The organism is Mesorhizobium sp. B2-1-3 (assembly GCF_006442495.1).
Lineage (GTDB): Bacteria > Pseudomonadota > Alphaproteobacteria > Rhizobiales > Rhizobiaceae > Mesorhizobium.
The window spans coordinates 37,104-53,686 of record NZ_VFWL01000011.1 but is presented as its reverse complement, the minus strand read 5'-3'; the positions used below and the strand labels follow the sequence as shown (position 1 = coordinate 53,686).

The window sequence follows — 16,583 nt, the reverse complement described above, 5'->3', positions numbered from 1 at the left end:
GGAGATAACACCACTCGATGCCAGCCCAAAGCATATGGACACTTCTCAGTTGGGGACCCAATGGCTGGCTTGACGATATCGCCTATGGCGCGGTGGTCACCATCGCGCTGGCGCTCGCCACGCTTCCGATCGGCCTGACGATCGGCTTTTTCATTGCCTGGGCAAAGCAATCCGAAGAGCCTTCGCTGCGGCTGGCCGCGAACATTTACACCACCATGTTTCGGGGCCTTCCGGAGCTGGTGACGCTCTTCCTGTTCTTCTTCGGCATGCCCATCCTGCTGCAATACATCATCCGCTTCTTCAGGCCCGAGGCGACGATCGATGTCGACAGCTTCATCGCCGGCATGATCGTGCTCTCGCTGATCTTCTCTTCCTATGCCAGCGAGGTATTCCTTTCGGCCTTTCGCGCCATTCCGAAGGGCCAGTATGAGGGCGGCTATGCGATCGGTCTGTCGAAGTGGCTGACCATGCGCAAGGTGATCCTGCCTCAATTGCTGCGCATCGCCTTCCCCGGTCTCGAGAATTGCTGGCTCAGCCTGCTCAAGGACACAGCCCTGGTCTCGGTCGTCAACCTCGCCGAGACCTTGCGCAATGCGGGCGTCGCGGCGCGCGTCACCAAACATTCGTTCCTGTTCTACAGCGTCGCGGCGCTGGTCTTTCTCATCCTGGCAATCCTGTCTTCGATCGCCACCGGCTTCATCTTGCGGTCGCTCGGGCAGAAGGAAGCGCGATGAGCGTCACCGACACCATTGCCGTCGATCGGCCGCCGCCGCCGGCGCGCGGCTGGCCGCGTGCCCGTATCGTGGGATACGCACTCGTCGGCCTCTGGATCCTCTTCGGCTTCGGCATACTGGCCTATCTGGTCTCCGCGTGGAACGGCGAGTTCTTCGCACGATATGCGCCGGCCTATCTGCAGGGACTTGGAACCACCCTGTCGCTGGTGGCTGTGTCGATGGTGGCCGGCGCCATCCTGTCGCTGCCCGTCACCTATGGCCGCATGTCGAACAACCGGTTGCTGTCGTGGCCCGCCTATTGCTACGTCTATTTCTTCCGCGGCACGCCGCTGCTGGTCCAGGTCTATCTGGTCTATTACGGGGTCGGTTCTTTCCGCGTGCAGCTCGAATCGGTTGGGCTATGGTGGTTCTTCCGCGACGCCTTCAACTGCGGCGTGTTCGCCTTTGCGCTCAACACGGCCGCCTATCAGGCCGAAATCTTGCGCGGCGCCATAGAGAGCGTTCCAAGGGGCCAGTGGGAAGGCGCCGCTTCGCTCGGCCTGCACAAGTTGCAGACGCTGCGCAAGGTCATACTGCCCCAGGCGATCATCGTGGCCTTGCGACCCTACGGCAATGAACTCGTTCTGATGATCAAGGCCTCCGCGATCGTCGCCATCATCACCGTCTACGACCTGATGGGCAATGCGAAACTCGCCTACGCCAAGTCCTTCGACTTCCAGGCCTATGTCTGGGTGGCAATCGTCTATCTGGTGATGGTCGAGATCCTGCGCCACGGGGTCGAATGGATCGAGCGCCGGATTACCATTCACCTGAAACGGTAAGCCTACCTGATCTGTGCCAGTCGATGGCGCGGCGCGCGCCTTGACGAATCCGCCGCATGGCCTAGACCTTCCGCAACTGCAATCTTTGCTCCCGTCGGAAGGAACAAGCCATGGCATCGGTGGCATTTCTCGGTCTTGGCGTCATGGGCTACCCCATGGCCGCGCATCTGAAGAACAAGGGCGGCCATGACGTCACCGTCTACAACCGCACCGGGGCAAAGGCGGAGCAATGGGTCGCCCAGCACGGCGGCGCTCTCGCCCTGACGCCGGCGCAGGCTGCCGAAGGCAAGGACTTTGTTTTCTCGTGCGTGGGCAATGACGACGATCTGCGTTCGGTGACGACGGCAAAGGACGGTGCCTTTCAGGCCATGAAAAAGGGCGCCGTCTACATCGACAACACCACGGCATCGGCCGAGGTCGCGCGCGAATTGGCCGAGACCGCACAGGAGCGCGGCTTCTCGTTCCTCGACGCGCCGGTCTCCGGCGGCCAGGCCGGCGCCGAAAACGGCATTCTGACCGTCATGGTCGGCGGCGATCAGGCAGCCTTCGACAAAGCCAGGCCCGTCATCGACGCCTATGCCCGGATGGTAGGGCTTATGGGACCGGCAGGCGCCGGCCAGCTCACCAAGATGATCAACCAAATCTGCATCGCCGGGCTGGTGCAGGGACTGTCCGAAGGCATCCATTTCGGCAGGAAAGCCGGGCTCGACATCGAGAAGGTCATCGATGTGATCTCCAAGGGCGCAGCGGGCTCGTGGCAGATGGAGAACCGGCACAAGACGATGAATGCAGGCAAATACGACTTCGGCTTCGCGGTCGACTGGATGCGCAAGGATCTCGGCATCTGCCTTGATGAAGCCGACCGCAACGGGGCCAGACTGCCCGTGACGGCGCTCGTCGACCAGTTCTATAAGGACGTCCAGGCGATGGGCGGCAGGCGCTGGGACACATCCTCACTGCTGGCGAGGCTGGAAAAGTAGAACGCAGATGTCCCTGCCCTGCCCGAGCTGGAGCGCGGACGACGTCGTCGCTCACCTGCGCTCGATCGGCACGCAGGAAAACCGCGCCGGCATGGCCCGGTTCGGCATCAACACCGCGACGGCGCTTGGTGTAGGCAATTCGGATTTGCGGCCGCTGGCGCGCAAGCTGAAGCGCAATCACGAGCGGGCGCTTGCCCTGTGGGACAGCGGTGTTCGCGAGGCGCGGCTGGTGGCGGCGTTCACCGGGGAGCAGAAAAGGATCACGGCCGAGCAGTGCCGCCGCTGGGCCGGCGATTTCGATTCATGGGAGATCGTAGACAGCGTTTCGGATCTCTTTGCTGAAACGCCGTTCCGGCGTGAGTTGATCGAGGAGTTTGCTGCCGACGAACGCGAGTTCGTGCGCCGCGCCGGCTTTGCCATGGTGGCGTGGAGCGCAGTGCATCTGAAGCAGGAGCCGGACGCGACGTTTCTCGCCTATCTGCCGTTGATCGAGGCGCATGCCGGCGATCCGCGCAATTTCGTCAGGAAGGCGGTCAGCTGGGCGCTGCGGCAGATCGGCAAACGCTCGGCGGCGCTGCATGCCCCTGCCCTTGCGCTCGCGCAAAAGTTGGCCGGATCATCCGACAAGACGGCGCGCTGGATCGGCCGGGACGCCGTGAAGGAGTTAGCTGGATCGGCCGGGACGCCGTGAAGGAGTTAACGGATGCCAAAAGGCTGGAACGGCTCACCTCCAGAAAAAGCTGATCTTGCCGATATCCGGTTCACGGAGGTGACGCCGGCAACACGCGGCGACTTCGAGATATTGTTCGAGCAGCCGGGTGCGCCAAGATATTGCTGGTGCATGGCGTGGCGGCAGTCCGTCCGCGAGCACATCCCGAATGATGAGAAAAAGCGCCAGATGATGGCACTTATCGATGCCGGCAGGCCGGTCGGCATCCTCGCCCAGATCGACGGCAAGACCGTTGCCTGGTGTTCGGTCGCGCCGCGCGAAACCTACCGAAGGCTTTCAAAGCAGCAGGACGACAGCGAGACGGGGGTATGGTCAATCGTCTGCTTTTATGTGCCAAGGGCTTTGCGCGGCCGCGGTTTTGCTTCCGCATTGCTCGATGCGGCCATTGACCACGCGTTCGCCAAGGGGGCGCATATCATTGAGGCCTATCCGGTGGGCGAGGCATCGCCGAGCTACCGTTTCATGGGGTTTCGCGACATGTTTGCGGCGCGCGGCTTTCACGACGCCGGCATGACCGGTTCTCGCCGGCATGTAATGCGGCTCGAGCGTTGACGTCGCCGGTGGCGGTGTCTTTACTCGAACGCAAAGGAAAACGTCCGATGACCAAACGTCTGATAGCCATGGCAGCGTTCGCGGGCGCGATGTCGGCTTTTACAGCCGCCCTCGCTTCGGCCGAGACCACACACATATTCTGGAAGGATTTGCGCCCGGCGACCCAGGCGGTTGCCGAAGAAGCTGGCCTGCCGATGATCGCGGCAAAATTGCCCGATCGCGGCGAGACGTTATCCCTCGGCCTGCAGGACAAGACCATACAAATAGCCGGCTATGCGTTGCCGGTCGATCGCGAAGGCGATCTTGTCTATCAATTCCTACTGGTGCCGTGGACCGGCGCCTGCAGCCACATGCCGACACCACCACCCAACCAGATCGTCCTGGTCACCCCGGCTCAGCCCTACAAAATATCGCGGGCCTACCAGCCGGTTTCCGTAACCGGCGCGCTGAAACCAGGCATGGAGAAGAGCCAGCTTTTCATCCTGGACGGCGTCTCGGTCATCCAGTCGGGCTATACCGTGCGCAAGGCAGACGTGACCGGCGTCGACACCGTGCCGGACACAATAACCCTACCGGTCAACTCGCCTTGGACTTTCCTCAACAAAAAGAAGAACTAAGCAAGGCGAGCTTGCGTGACCTTGCATGCACCAAGGCCACGCGCGCTCAGGCCGCGTTCGCGCCCGATTCCTTGTCCAGCACCATGTAATCGAGCGGGATTTCGGTCGTGTACTTGATCTGCTCCATGGCGAAGGAGGACGAGACGTCGCGAATCTCGATCTTGGCGATCAGCCGCTTATAGAAGGCATCATAGGCTGCAATGTCGGGCACCACGACACGCAGGAGGTAGTCGACATCGCCGCTCATGCGGTAGAACTCGACCACCTCGGGGAATTCCTGGATGACTTCGGAAAAACGCCGCAGCCATTCATGGCTGTGCGAATTGGTGCGGATCGAGACGAAGACGGTGACCCGCACATTGACCTTTTCATGATCGAGAATGGCGACACGCCGCTTGATGACGCCCTCTTCCTCGAGCTTCTGGATGCGCCGCCAGCAAGGGGTCGTCGACAGTCCCACTTTCTTGGCGACATCTGCGACCGCGAGCGTCGCGTCCTCCTGCAGGAGGCGGAGAATTTTTCGGTCAAGGCGGTCCATTGAAAGCTCCTGAAGGAATGGATTGGCCATAATCGGCGTTATTATAGGCTTCCACAAGAAAAAAATTCTGCTGATTGGCGGAAAAGCCGGTGGTTTCTTGCTGAATGTCTAACCGAGGCGATAGCGGATTTCCGACCTGAGGAAAGGCAGCAAATCCATTTCAAACCAGGGATTCCGCTTCAGCCAGCCGGTGTTGCGCCAGGACGGATGCGGCAGCGGCAGCACCTTCTGGCCAGCGGATTTCTCCCAGATGGAGCGCCAGTCCCTCACCGTTTCCGTCAGGGACGGGCGCCGCGCGGCACCCATGTGCCAGGACTGCGCGTAGATGCCGATCGTCAGCACCAAGTCGATCTGCGGCATGAGCCCCATCAACGGCGCGCGCCAGGCCGGCGCGCATTCACGCCTTGGCGGCAAGTCGCTGCCCTTGGCGTCCTGGCCGGGGAAACAGAAGCCCATCGGCACGATAGCGAACTTCTCGGTGTCGTAGAACTCCTCGCTGGTGACGCCGAGCCAGTCTCGCAGCCGGTCGCCCGAAGCATCGGTGAACGGCATGCCCGACAGATGCACCTTGGTTCCCGGCGCCTGGCTGGCAATCAGGATGCGGGCATTCGACGAGGGTCGCAGCACCGGGCGCGGTTCGTGCGGCAGTGGCCGGCCGATCGGATTGTCGACGCAGATGCGGCAGGCGCGAACCGTCGCGGCGAAGCTTTCGAGTTCCGCAGTCATCCTCAGGCCGCGGCACTCGGCCGGCTCGAAACCATCCGATACCAGCGCAACACATTGCTGCACTCGTCCGGCACCTTGATGCGCGCCGGTTTCATAAAATCGATGGCGATCATCCCGGTGATATCGGCGATCGAATAGGCGTCGCCGGCGGCGAATTCGCGGGTTCCCAGCTCGCCGTCGAGAAGTCGCAGGAATTCGATTGCCTTCGGCTTGTTGGCCTCGCCCCACTCGGGAATCTGCGGGATCTCCCATTCCTTCATGGCCGGATGGGTGTGGCGGAAAGCTTGCGCGACGCAGGTCAGCAGGTTGAATTCCATCCGCCTTTGCCACATCTCGACCTGCGCCTTGCCGAGCGCCCCGCGACCGAACAGTGCGGGCTCGGGATTGAGTTCCTCGAAATAGCGGCAGATGGCGACGGACTCGGTGATGACGGTGCCGTCGTCAAGCTCCAGCACCGGCAGTCGCCGCAGTGGATTGCGCGAGCTGACCGCCTGTTGCCTGTGTTCCAGCGCGCCCATGTCGACGGACACCAGCGGAACCGCGATTCCCTTCTCGGCCAGAAAAACGCGAACCCGCCTTGGGTTGGGCGCCCGGCCGCCGTCGAAGAGCTTCATTCGATCCTCCAGTTCTTGCCGGTGACGGCAGGGTTCAGCTTCCGCCGGCTTACCAGAAGCGGAAAATCTCTCGCACGGCATCGGCGATGGAGGCGAGCGTGCCATGTTTTCTCTCGACGGACTCGCCATGGTGGCTGTCGCGCCAATCTTGCGGCTGGTCGAATGTACCTGCCCAGATGCCGGCCCTTGCCGCGCGCGCGATGGCTTCCTCGCTCTCGTAATCGCCGAAAGCGACCGCCCAGCCTGCCTCGACCTGTGCGCGGTTGAGATCGGTGTCCCCGGCCTTGCAATCGCCGAGCAGCCGGCCGTACCGGTCGCGCTGCCAGCCGCTGCAGATGACGGGCCTGCCGGCGATCAGGCGCACCAGAGATTGGCGCGCAAGCGTGCCACAGGAATAATCGGCGCCGTTCTTGCGGCAGGTCTGGGTGTATTCCGGCGCGTCGATGCCGCGCATGCGGATGCGTTCGGCCCCGAGCGTGATCGAGTCGCCATCATTGATGATGGCGACGCCCTGTGTCTTTCGCGTCTCCACGCGATCGAGGCGCGCCGCAAGCACGATCAGCAGCCCCAGAACGATGACCGTCAGCCCATAGTCCAGCAATTTGCGCCATGGGCTTCGCGGGCGCGGCGCAGCATACCGCCGGCGCGGTCCTTGCGACCAGGAACGGCTCATATGGCAAACGGTTGGTTAATCATTCGAACGTAGCTTAACACCTTGAAATGCCGCCCGCATAAATTGAAGTCTTCATGCCTTTGCAACGCTCGAACACAGCGGACAAATTCATTGTGGACCGCAGGAAACGCCATCGCAACAGCGATGTCGCGCGCGCGGTGCGCAAGACGCGCGACCGTCTTTCGCAACAGGCCGGCAATCCGGATTTCGATCGCGAACTATTGAAACTCCATGCGCGCGCGATGACCAGCGGGGCCATTGCCATTCCGCTGCTTGTCCTGGCGATCGCCGCGCTTGGCCGGCTGGCCGGCATCGGCAATGAGATCATTCTCTGGGCGCTGTTCACCCTGACCTGCTACACGATGTTGGCTTTCATGGCGCGCCGCGTCGAACGCGTGGAAGCGTCCGAGCTTAACCCGTTGCAAACCCAGAGAGAATTCCTGTTCGCACATTTCCTGTGCGGCCTCGGCTGGGGCTGGTTCGTCTGGCTCGGCTGCGGTGCCTGCGCGGTCGACCAGTTTCAGGTGGTCAAGGCCGTGGTGCTGCTGCTTGCCATGGCCGGAACCGCTATCATGGCCTCATCCCTGCGCGGGGCGCTGCTGGCGACTTTCGCTGTTCCGGTGACGCTTTACGCCTACGCCGAAATAAGGCTGTGGATGCCTGTCGGGGCGATCATGGCCGTACTGCTCGTTCTTTCGCTGCCTTTCTTTGCCTATATCGCGCGGAACCTCAATCGCTCCTCCCTGATGCTTTTGTCGTTCCGCTCCGAAAAGGACGCACTGATCGCCGAAGTCGAGACCGCGAAATCGATGTCGGACGAGGCGCGGCGGCGCGCGGAAGATGCCAATCTGGCCAAATCGCGCTTTCTTGCCTCGATGAGCCATGAATTGCGCACGCCGCTCAACGCAATTCTCGGTTTTTCCGAAGTGATGTCGAACGAAGTGCTGGGGCCGATGAGCAATCCCACGTATCGCGACTATGCCCATGACGTGCACGAATCCGGCCAGCATCTTCTCGACCTCATCAACGAGATCCTCGACCTGTCGCGCATCGAGGCCGGCCGGTACCAGCTCAATGAAGAGCCGGTGATGCTGCTCGGCATTGTCGAGGATTGCTGCCACATGATGGAGTTGAAGGCGCGCAACAAGGATATCCGCGTCATTCAGGATTTCGAACATGCCTTGCCGCGCCTGTTCGCCGACGAGCGCGCGGTGCGCCAGATCACCCTCAACCTCTTGTCCAACGCGATCAAGTTCACCGCCACCGGCGGCGAAATCCGCGTGCGCGTCGGCTGGACGGCCGGCGGCGGACAATACATCTCGGTCAGGGACAACGGCCCCGGCATACCGGAAGACGAGATCCCGGTAGTGCTTTCGGCCTTCGGCCAGGGTTCGATCGCCATCAAGAGCGCCGAACAGGGCACCGGACTTGGTCTGCCGATCGTGCAGGGCCTGCTCGCCATGCATGGCGGCGAATTCCAACTTCATTCCAAGCTGCGCGAAGGCACAGAGGCGATTGCCATCTTCCCGCTGAGCCGGGTGATGGAGGAACTGCCGGCCCTGCCGACCGCGGCGGTCGCGGCGCGTCGGCGTTGACGCGCCTCATGCGTGGAATGAGCGACGAATGCTCGGCCTAGCCGCGAACGGCCGCGGCCATGCCCGAACTGGTCAGTGCCGCTGCCTTGATTAGGCCGGCGGCAAGTGCCGCGCCTACTCCCTCGCCGTGGCCGACGCCGAGGTCAAGCAAGGGGCGAAGGCCAAGGCGCTCGGCGGCCTGCGCATCCGCGGGCTCCGGCGACAGGCCGGCGAGAAGGCAATGATCCAGCGCGGCAGGATTGGCGGCATGCAGGACCGCTGCGGCTGCCGTTGCCGCAACTCCGTCGAGCAGCACGGGGATTCTCTGCATCCGTGCCGCAAGGATGGCGCCGGCTATCGCCGCGAACTCGCGGCCGCCGAGCCGGCGCAGCACCTCCAACGGCTCATCGAGATGGCCGGCGTGGAAAGCCAGCGCCGCATCGACCACCTCCGCCTTGCGCGCCTGCATCGCCGCATCGGCGCCAGAACCCGGGCCGACCCAATCGGCGCCCTTGCCGCCCAACACGGCCGCGAACAGGGCCGCGGCGACGGTGGAATTGCCGACGCCCAGATCGCCGAGGCAAAGCAGGTCGGCGCCGCCGGCGATCGCCTCCATGCCGAAGGCCATGGTCGCGGCGCAACCCCGCTCGTCGAGTGCGGCATCCTGCGTGATGTCGGCTGTCGGAATATGCAAGGCGAGATCGAAAACCTTCAGCCCGAGGTCGTTGGCGACGCAGACCTGGTTGATCGCTGCACCGCCGGCCGCACACAGTTCGACGGCGTTGGCGGTCGCCGCCACGGCTCTCGGCGAGACGCCGTGCCTGACAACACCATGGTTGCCGGCAAAGACCGCGACCAGAGGCCGCGTCACTGCCGGCGGCGCACGGCCACTCCATGCTGCCAGCCAGGCAGCGATATCCTCGATGCGACCAAGCGAGTTCCTTGGCTTGTCCGCCTTGGCGAACAGCGTTCGCACACGGGCCTCCGCTGTCGTGTCGGCCGCCGGCAGATTGGCCAGCAGGTTACGGAAATCGTCGAAAGGCTGTGCTCTGGTCATGTCGTGGAATTCGTCCTTGCAGATGGGCAGCGGCATAGCCGCCCTCGTGCGCCGGCACAACCTCCCGCTCTTGATGTAAAAGCGGCCGCGGGCGACGCATTCCCGAGGGCTTGCAAAGGCCATGTCGTTGCACCATGTGGAAGTCAGCCAAGGAAACATCCATGACGGCCATCGAATCCCCATGCATTCTGGTCTGTTCGATCGATATGAAGACCGGTTTTTGTTTTGGGTGCGGCCGCACCCGGGACGAGATCGGCGCCTGGATCGACATGACGGCGCAGGCGCGCCGCGACGTCATGGCCCAACTGCCGGCGAGGCTGGAGACGGTCGAGCGCCGGCCGCGCCGCGAAACCCGCCGCACCCGGATGGCGCGCGAACGCGACGCGCTCTCGTGAACGGATTGCCGACATGAACCGCCTGTTCTGGATCCTGATGCTCGTCATCGGCGTCGGCGCGGTGCTGCTGATGTTCGACGATTCCGCCGGCAATACGCTCGGCGTCGAAAACGATGATTTCGGCCGGTTGATCTGGCTGGGCGCCTTCGGCGCGCTCATCGGCGCCGGCCTTCTAAGGTCGGGCCGCCCGCTCAGCGCCATGGCGCGCAATCTCGGCGCGTGGGCGGCGATCGCGCTCGCGCTGATCGCCGGCTATCAATATCGCTACGAATTGCAGGATTTCGCCAACCGGGTAACCGCTGGCCTTGTTCCCGGCAGCCCGCTGGCGCTGGGCATCGAGGACGGCCATGCCACCGTGACGCTCGACAAGGCCGACAATGGCCATTTCGAGGCGCGCATCCTGATCAACGGCGCGCCAGTGCGCACGGTGGTCGACACAGGAGCGACCAGCACCGTGTTGACGTCGCAGGACGCCCAGGCAGCCGGGATCAATCCCGCCGCTCTCGATTTCACCATACCGGTCTCGACCGCCAACGGCACGGCGCGCGCCGCGGCTGTGAAAACCAACGAACTGGCCATCGGCGGCATCGTGCGAAAGAATATGCCGGTGATGGTCGCGGCACCCGGTATGCTTGGCCAGAGCCTGCTCGGCATGAACTTCATCAGTTCGCTGTCCGGCTTCGACGTGCGCGGCGACCGGATGACCCTCCGGGATTGACGTTCGGCAAAAGCGGTTCAGGCGGCCTTGTCGACCGCCCCGCTGAGGTCGACCGCAGCGAACGCCGTCTTCAGCACCTGCGGCCCAGCGCCGGGGCGCGTTGCATCCGTGGAGAGGATCTGGCGGTAGCGGCGCGCACCGGGCAATCCATGGAACAACCCGACCATATGGCGGGTGACGTGGCCGAGCCGCCCGCCCTGTTCGACATGGCGTGCGGCGTAGCCGGCCATGACATCGATCAGCGCGGCGAAATCGAAGGGACCGGTCCGCTCTCCATAAAACATGGCATCGACGCCGGTCAGAATGCCTGGAGTATGGTAGGCGGCGCGGCCGAGCATGGCGCCGTCGAGGTGCTGGAGATGCGTCTGCGCCTCTTCAAGCGATTGAATACCGCCATTGATGCCGATGAATTCGCTCGGTTTTCTCGCCTTCAACCGATAGACGCGGCCATAGTCGAGCGGCGGGATGTCGCGGTTTTCCTTGGGGCTCAGCCCCTCCAGCCATGCCTTGCGCGCATGCACCCAAAGGGCGTCGGCGCCGGCCGCGAAAACACCGTCTGCAAGCGCATCCAGCGCCGGCTCGGGATCCTGCTCGTCGACGCCGATGCGGCATTTGACGGTTACGGGAATGGTCACCGCCGCCTTCATCGCCGCGACACAGTCGGCGACGAGGTCAGGCACCTTCATCAGGCAGGCGCCGAACGTACCGGACTGGACGCGGTCCGACGGGCAGCCGACATTGAGGTTGATTTCCTCATAGCCGAAAGCCTGGCCGATGCGCGCCGCCTCGGCCAGCTTCCCCGGATCGGAGCCGCCGAGCTGCAGCGCGACCGGATGTTCCGCATCGTCGAAACCGAGCAGGCGCTCGCGCGCGCCCTGGATGACCGCGTCCGCCACCACCATCTCGGTGTAGAGCAACGCACGGCGAGTCAGCTGGCGATGGAAGAACCGGCAATGGCGGTCCGTCCAATCCATCATCGGGGCGATTGCCACCTTATGCTCTTGGTATCTCGACATTTTTTGCGTCAATTGGTTGGTTGATGCGGGCAGTATGGCCACCAATCCTCATATCGGCGACATATGCGAAGTAGGCAAGCCCCTCGCTCGAGCAGCAAGTCTGAAGGCGGTCCTTCTGCGCCTGCCAAATCCTATGGCCTGAAGTGCTGTCTTCTCGTTTTTTCGAGTGCTGGGCGAAATCGCTCCAAGAAATCGGAAGCTTGCACCCCTTGCTACACCGCAGGAGAGCGGCACGCCGTTTTGCGACCTGGTCGATAGTCTTTCAACTGCGGCGAACAAGACGGGGGACCGCCTTTCCAGGATTGGCTGCTTTCCGAAGTTGCCGACCACAAGCAGATGGTGGCCATCCTGGGCCGCGCCGCATCAGGCGTTCGCCGACGCCATGGCAAACGGACAAACAGTCGATCGGCGCCGGGGGTCGGCGCCGATTTTCGACTACAGCCGGTTCAGAACGTTACCGCCGCAGCGCGTACACGCGCCCAGCTGGCTCGCTGCCCACCGACAAGGCCATGTCGTCATCCAGAAGCCGCGTGATCCGGGCGAAGCCGGTGAACGCCTTCCTGGCTTCTTCAGCCGACATCTGCCCCGACAGGGCGGCCGCGCAGCAGTTCAGCGCGCATTGATAGACAGGGCCACGTCGCCCGGTCGGCCATTTACGCAAAAACATCATGGCCTCGGCAACACTGTCGATTTCCTCGATAGGGTGTCCCTGCCCGCGTGAAATCCGCACGGGCGAAAAAAAATGCAAATAGTCCATCATATCCTCCCGCTCGGTCGCGACGTGTTCGACCGAACCCCATCAAACGCGCCATCATCCACTTGGTTCCATAAAAAACGTACGCTTGGCAAAAAAAGGGCAGGTTTGCCCGCCGCGGCTCCGATGTCGTCGCGCCGGCGCTTGAAAGCGCCGCGAACCCGACTCGCCGATCAGAGGGCAAGCATCATGCCGCGCGACAATGGCGATCCCCATTGAATATCTTTAAGGCCAAAGCCGGCAAATCAGCCGATTGCCCCTTCCCTCGCGTCAGGCGTAACCTTGACGGTCAACGCGTGAGGGCGCGTGCTGCAAGAAGGGGACAATTGCAATGACGATACAAGGCGCATCGCCGGATCTATATAACGAAGATCTCGCACCGGCCAAGATACGAAACTGGGGACCATTCTCGATCTTCAACGTCTGGACGTCGGACGTGCACAGCCTCTGGGGTTACTATCTCGCCGCCAGCCTTTTCCTGTTCTGCGGCGGTTTCGTCAACTTCATCATCGCCATCGGCATCGGCTCGCTCGTCATCTACGCGCTGATGAACATGGTCGGCTATGCCGGCGTGAAGACCGGCGTGCCTTACCCAGTGCTCGCCCGCGCCTCGTTCGGCATATGGGGCGCCAACATACCGGCGCTGGTGCGCGCCATCGTCGCCTGCTTCTGGTACGGCGCACAGACGGCGGCCGCTTCCGGCGCCATTGTCGCGCTGCTGATCCGCTCGCAATGGTTCGCCGATTTCAACGCCAACACCCATTTCCTCGGCCACTCCGGGCTGGAAGTGATCTGCTTCGTGGTCATCTGGGCGCTGCAGCTGCTGATTATCCAGAACGGCATGGAGACGGTGCGCCGCTTCCAGGATTGGGCCGGGCCAGCCGTGTGGGTGATGATGCTGATCCTGGCCGTCTATCTCTGCGTCAAAGCCGGGACCTTCGCCTTCACCAGTGACATTCCGATGGAGGTGCTGCTCGAAAAGACCAAGGATGCGGGCGTGCCAGGTACGCCGGGATCGTGGACGTCGCTGTTCGCCGTCGCCGCGATCTGGGTGACCTATTTTTCGGCTCTCTATCTCAACTTCTGCGATTTCGCCCGCTATGCACCGGACAAGGCATCGCTGCGCAAGGGCAATATCTGGGGCCTGCCGATCAATCTCATCCTGTTCTCGCTGGTCGCTGGCGTCACCACCATTGCCGCTTACGACGTCTATCACGAGGTGCTGCTGCACCCCGACCAGATATCGGCGAAATTCGGCAGCTGGTTCCTGGCCGCGCTCGCCGCCTTGACCTTCGCGGTGGCGACGCTCGGCATCAATGTCGTGGCCAACTTCGTCTCGCCGGCCTTCGACTTCTCCAACGTCTTCCCGCGCCAGATCGACTTCAAGAAGGGCGGCTACATCGCGGCACTGATCGCGCTCGTGCTCTATCCCTTCGCGCCTTGGGAAGGCAGCGCTGCGTCCTTCGTCAACATCATCGGTGCGACGATGGGGCCGATCTTCGGCGTCATGATGGTCGACTACTACCTGATCCGGAAGGGCGAGGTCGACGTCGAAGCGCTTTATCGCGAGGATGGCGAGTTCCGCTTCCAGGGCGGCTGGCATGTCAATGCCTTCATCGCTGCCGGCATTGGCGCCGTCTTCTCCTCGATCCTGCCGAACTTCACCAACTGGCTGCCATCCTGGTGGGGCGTCTATGGCTGGTTCTTCGGCGTCGGGATTGCCGGCATCATCTACTACGTGCTGCGCACCGCCGCCGTGGGTGCCGGCGCCAAGACGGCGAAGGCCTGAAATGGGGCAGCAGGCAGGAAAGGTAGGGAAAGCAGACGGCTTCCCCCTACTGCCTACTGCCTACTCCTACCATCTCGGCCAATCGGCGCACCGTGTTCCAGTTGCGCGACGTACCGACGCCCAGGCGTTTGTGATTGGCGGCCGCGAGCAGCCGTGAACTCGGTCGTGCCCGCGAAAAGACGACCCAGATGTCGCCGCCGCGTGACATCACCTTCTCATCGGCGGCGGCATAGGTCTCGAGCGCCGCCGCCGCATCATCGGGCACGGGCTTGCGCATTATCCGGACCGCCACCTGGTCACCGGTCTCGGCGGATTCAGCCGGAAACGGATTGCCGGCCGCGAGCCTCAGCCAATCTTCGGCAGCGCGCACGATGATATCGACATGGCGGCCGAAAGCTTTTTTGAAGGCGGCTTCCAGACGCTGCTCGAGACCGGCGACGTCCGTCGCCGGCGCCTCGAAGACAAGATTGCCCGTCGCCACGAGCGTACGGACATTCTTCAGCCCGAGGCCTTCCGCCATCGCCCTCAGGTCGGACATCACGACCCGGCGCCCTTCTCCCAGGACGATGCTGTAGAGAAGGGCGACATAGGTCTGCATCGGTTGCCGAACCCCGCCTGGCGCGCCTATACCAGGCGCGATTGTTCGACCGCCGCCTCGATGAAGCTGGCGAACAGCGGATGCGGGTCGAGCGGCCGGCTCTTCAGCTCGGGGTGGTATTGCACGCCGATGAACCAGGGATGGTCGGGGTATTCGACCGTTTCGGGCAGCACGCCGTCGGGCGACATGCCGGCAAACACCAGGCCGCAATCCTCCAGCCGCTGCTTATAGTCGATATTGACCTCGTAGCGGTGGCGGTGACGCTCGGAGATCTGCGTGTCACCATAGATGTCGGCGATCTTGGAACCCTTGGCGAGCTCGGCCTGATAGGCGCCGAGCCGCATCGTGCCGCCGAGATCGCCGGTTGCCCGGCGCTTCTCCAGCATGTTGCCCTTCAGCCACTCCGTCATCAGGCCGACGACCGGCTCCTGGGTCGGGCCGAACTCGGTCGAGGAGGCCTCATCGACTCCGGCCAGGGACCGCGCCGCCTCGATACAGGCCATCTGCATGCCGAAGCAGATGCCGAAATACGGCACCTTGCGCTCACGCGCGAACTTCGCCGCCAGGATCTTGCCTTCCGAGCCGCGCTCGCCGAAACCGCCGGGCACAAGGATGCCATGCACCTTTTCCAGCCAGGGCGTCGGATCCTCCTTCTCAAAGATTTCCGATTCGATCCAGTCGAGCTTGACCTTGACGTGGTTGGCCAGACCGCCATGCGACAGCGCCTCGATCAGCGATTTGTAGGCGTCCTTGAGGCCGGTATATTTGCCGACGATGGCGATGGTCACCTCGCCTTCCGGATTGTGGATGCGGTTGGACACGGCCTGCCACGGCTCCATGCGCGGCTTCGGTGCAGGGTCGATACCGAACGCGGCCAGCACTTCCGAATCGAGCCCTTCCTTGTGGTAAGCCATCGGCACGTCGTAGATGTGCGGCACGTCGAGCGCCTGGATGACCGCGCTTTCCCTGACATTGCAGAACAGCGACAGTTTTCTACGCTCTTCCTTGGGAATGGCCCGGTCGGCGCGGACGAGCAGGATGTCGGGCGCGATGCCGATACCGCGCAGCTCCTTGACCGAATGCTGGGTCGGCTTGGTCTTCAATTCGCCCGCGGTCGGGATATAGGGCATCAGCGTCAGATGCACATAGACGGCGTTGTTGCGCGGCAGGTCGTTGCCGAGCTGGCGGATTGCCTCCAGGAACGGCATCGCCTCGATGTCGCCCACGGTGCCGCCGATTTCGCACAGCACGAAATCATAGTCGTCATTGCCGTCGAGGACGAAATTCTTGATCTCGTCGGTGACGTGCGGGATGACCTGCACGGTGGCGCCGAGGTAGTCGCCGCGCCGCTCGCGCTCGATGATGTTCTTGTAGATGCGGCCGGTGGTGATGTTGTCCTGCTGGTTGGCGGAACGGCCAGTGAACCGCTCGTAATGGCCAAGATCGAGATCGGTCTCGGCGCCGTCATCTGTGACGAACACCTCGCCATGCTGATACGGCGACATCGTGCCTGGATCGACATTGAGGTAGGGATCGAGTTTTTTTATGCGTGCGCGATAGCCCCGCGCCTGCAAGAGAGCCCCGAGGGCCGCTGCGGCAATGCCTTTTCCAAGTGAGGAAACCACGCCGCCTGTGATGAATACATATCGCGCCATGGGAGTCATCGCTTAACGCGGCCGGATTGATTCCGCCAGAGA

General features: G+C 62.9%; 19 protein-coding genes. 10 read left to right on the top strand and 9 right to left on the bottom strand.

From position 1 onward, the window contains the following. Positions 1–17: 17 nt before the first annotated feature. The 6 genes from FJ973_RS18985 to FJ973_RS18960 all read left to right on the top strand — a co-directional run bounded on the left by FJ973_RS18985 (position 18) and on the right by FJ973_RS18960 (position 4,434). Positions 18–734 carry an ABC transporter permease gene (locus FJ973_RS18985; RefSeq protein WP_140498632.1) on the top strand — a complete coding sequence of 239 codons (717 nt, stop codon included), beginning with the start codon at positions 18–20 and terminating at the stop codon, positions 732–734. Beyond that, on the top strand, positions 731–1,555 hold the full coding sequence (locus tag FJ973_RS18980) for an ABC transporter permease (RefSeq protein WP_140498633.1): 825 nt from the start codon (positions 731–733) through the stop codon (positions 1,553–1,555). The genes FJ973_RS18985 and FJ973_RS18980 overlap by 4 nt, the downstream gene beginning before the upstream one ends. A gap of 110 nt (positions 1,556–1,665) precedes the next feature. After that, positions 1,666–2,535 carry an NAD(P)-dependent oxidoreductase gene (locus FJ973_RS18975; RefSeq protein ID WP_140498634.1) on the top strand — a complete coding sequence of 290 codons (870 nt, stop codon included), beginning with the start codon at positions 1,666–1,668 and terminating at the stop codon, positions 2,533–2,535. Between the two features lie 7 nt (positions 2,536–2,542). Further along, entirely contained in the window at positions 2,543–3,226 is a 684-nt protein-coding gene (locus tag FJ973_RS18970; RefSeq protein ID WP_140557183.1) for a DNA alkylation repair protein, read from the top strand. Positions 3,227–3,238: 12 nt separating this feature from the next. Further along, the gene (locus tag FJ973_RS18965) at positions 3,239–3,817 is read left to right on the top strand and encodes a GNAT family N-acetyltransferase (protein WP_140498636.1); all 579 of its coding nucleotides are present in this window, start codon (positions 3,239–3,241) and stop codon (positions 3,815–3,817) included. Between the two features lie 47 nt (positions 3,818–3,864). After that, positions 3,865–4,434 carry a DUF3299 domain-containing protein gene (locus FJ973_RS18960; RefSeq protein ID WP_140498637.1) on the top strand — a complete coding sequence of 190 codons (570 nt, stop codon included), beginning with the start codon at positions 3,865–3,867 and terminating at the stop codon, positions 4,432–4,434. 46 nt (positions 4,435–4,480) lie between these two features. On the opposite strand, the gene FJ973_RS18955 is transcribed toward FJ973_RS18960, so the two are convergent. From FJ973_RS18955 to FJ973_RS18940, 4 genes are all read right to left on the bottom strand, one after another. Beyond that, the gene (locus FJ973_RS18955) at positions 4,481–4,972 is read right to left on the bottom strand and encodes an Lrp/AsnC family transcriptional regulator (protein ID WP_006205209.1); all 492 of its coding nucleotides are present in this window, start codon (positions 4,970–4,972) and stop codon (positions 4,481–4,483) included. Between the two features lie 108 nt (positions 4,973–5,080). Next, positions 5,081–5,698 carry a uracil-DNA glycosylase family protein gene (locus tag FJ973_RS18950; protein WP_224518976.1) on the bottom strand — a complete coding sequence of 206 codons (618 nt, stop codon included), beginning with the start codon at positions 5,696–5,698 and terminating at the stop codon, positions 5,081–5,083. A gap of 2 nt (positions 5,699–5,700) precedes the next feature. Further along, positions 5,701–6,312 carry a glutathione S-transferase gene (locus FJ973_RS18945; RefSeq protein WP_140498639.1) on the bottom strand — a complete coding sequence of 204 codons (612 nt, stop codon included), beginning with the start codon at positions 6,310–6,312 and terminating at the stop codon, positions 5,701–5,703. 49 nt (positions 6,313–6,361) lie between these two features. Beyond that, a complete protein-coding gene (locus tag FJ973_RS18940) occupies positions 6,362–6,985 on the bottom strand; it encodes a thermonuclease family protein (RefSeq protein ID WP_140557181.1) in 624 nt (207 codons plus the stop codon). 74 nt (positions 6,986–7,059) lie between these two features. On the opposite strand from FJ973_RS18940, the gene FJ973_RS18935 reads away from it, so the two are divergent. Then, on the top strand, positions 7,060–8,580 hold the full coding sequence (locus FJ973_RS18935; RefSeq protein ID WP_140515376.1) for a HAMP domain-containing sensor histidine kinase: 1,521 nt from the start codon (positions 7,060–7,062) through the stop codon (positions 8,578–8,580). Positions 8,581–8,617: 37 nt separating this feature from the next. Here the strand turns inward: FJ973_RS18935 and FJ973_RS18930 are convergent, their stop codons facing one another. Next, positions 8,618–9,616, bottom strand: coding sequence for a nicotinate-nucleotide--dimethylbenzimidazole phosphoribosyltransferase (locus tag FJ973_RS18930; protein ID WP_140557282.1), 999 nt, complete (start codon positions 9,614–9,616; stop codon positions 8,618–8,620). Between the two features lie 161 nt (positions 9,617–9,777). Between FJ973_RS18930 and FJ973_RS18925 the strand changes: the two genes are divergently transcribed. Next, positions 9,778–10,011, top strand: coding sequence for a DUF1289 domain-containing protein (locus tag FJ973_RS18925; RefSeq protein ID WP_140515375.1), 234 nt, complete (start codon positions 9,778–9,780; stop codon positions 10,009–10,011). A 13-nt stretch (positions 10,012–10,024) separates the two neighbouring features. Then, on the top strand, positions 10,025–10,729 hold the full coding sequence (locus FJ973_RS18920) for a TIGR02281 family clan AA aspartic protease (RefSeq protein WP_140557180.1): 705 nt from the start codon (positions 10,025–10,027) through the stop codon (positions 10,727–10,729). A gap of 17 nt (positions 10,730–10,746) precedes the next feature. Here FJ973_RS18920 and dusA read toward each other — a convergent pair whose 3' ends face one another. Together dusA and FJ973_RS18910 are read right to left on the bottom strand one after the other, a co-directional pair. Beyond that, positions 10,747–11,745, bottom strand: coding sequence for a tRNA dihydrouridine(20/20a) synthase DusA (dusA, locus tag FJ973_RS18915; protein WP_140557178.1), 999 nt, complete (start codon positions 11,743–11,745; stop codon positions 10,747–10,749). A gap of 454 nt (positions 11,746–12,199) precedes the next feature. Beyond that, complete coding sequence (locus FJ973_RS18910; protein ID WP_140498645.1) at positions 12,200–12,502, bottom strand: DUF982 domain-containing protein; 303 nt, start codon at positions 12,500–12,502, stop codon at positions 12,200–12,202. Between the two features lie 328 nt (positions 12,503–12,830). Between FJ973_RS18910 and FJ973_RS18905 the strand changes: the two genes are divergently transcribed. Next, positions 12,831–14,288 (top strand): NCS1 family nucleobase:cation symporter-1, encoded by a 1,458-nt coding sequence (locus FJ973_RS18905; protein ID WP_140498646.1) that lies wholly within the window; start codon positions 12,831–12,833, stop codon positions 14,286–14,288. 46 nt (positions 14,289–14,334) lie between these two features. Here the strand turns inward: FJ973_RS18905 and FJ973_RS18900 are convergent, their stop codons facing one another. Together FJ973_RS18900 and FJ973_RS18895 are read right to left on the bottom strand one after the other, a co-directional pair. Then, positions 14,335–14,886, bottom strand: a complete 552-nt coding sequence (locus FJ973_RS18900) for a DUF1697 domain-containing protein (protein WP_140557176.1) — start codon at positions 14,884–14,886, stop codon at positions 14,335–14,337. 26 nt (positions 14,887–14,912) lie between these two features. Next, positions 14,913–16,550 carry a CTP synthase gene (locus FJ973_RS18895; protein ID WP_140525222.1) on the bottom strand — a complete coding sequence of 546 codons (1,638 nt, stop codon included), beginning with the start codon at positions 16,548–16,550 and terminating at the stop codon, positions 14,913–14,915. Positions 16,551–16,583: the final 33 nt, after the last annotated feature.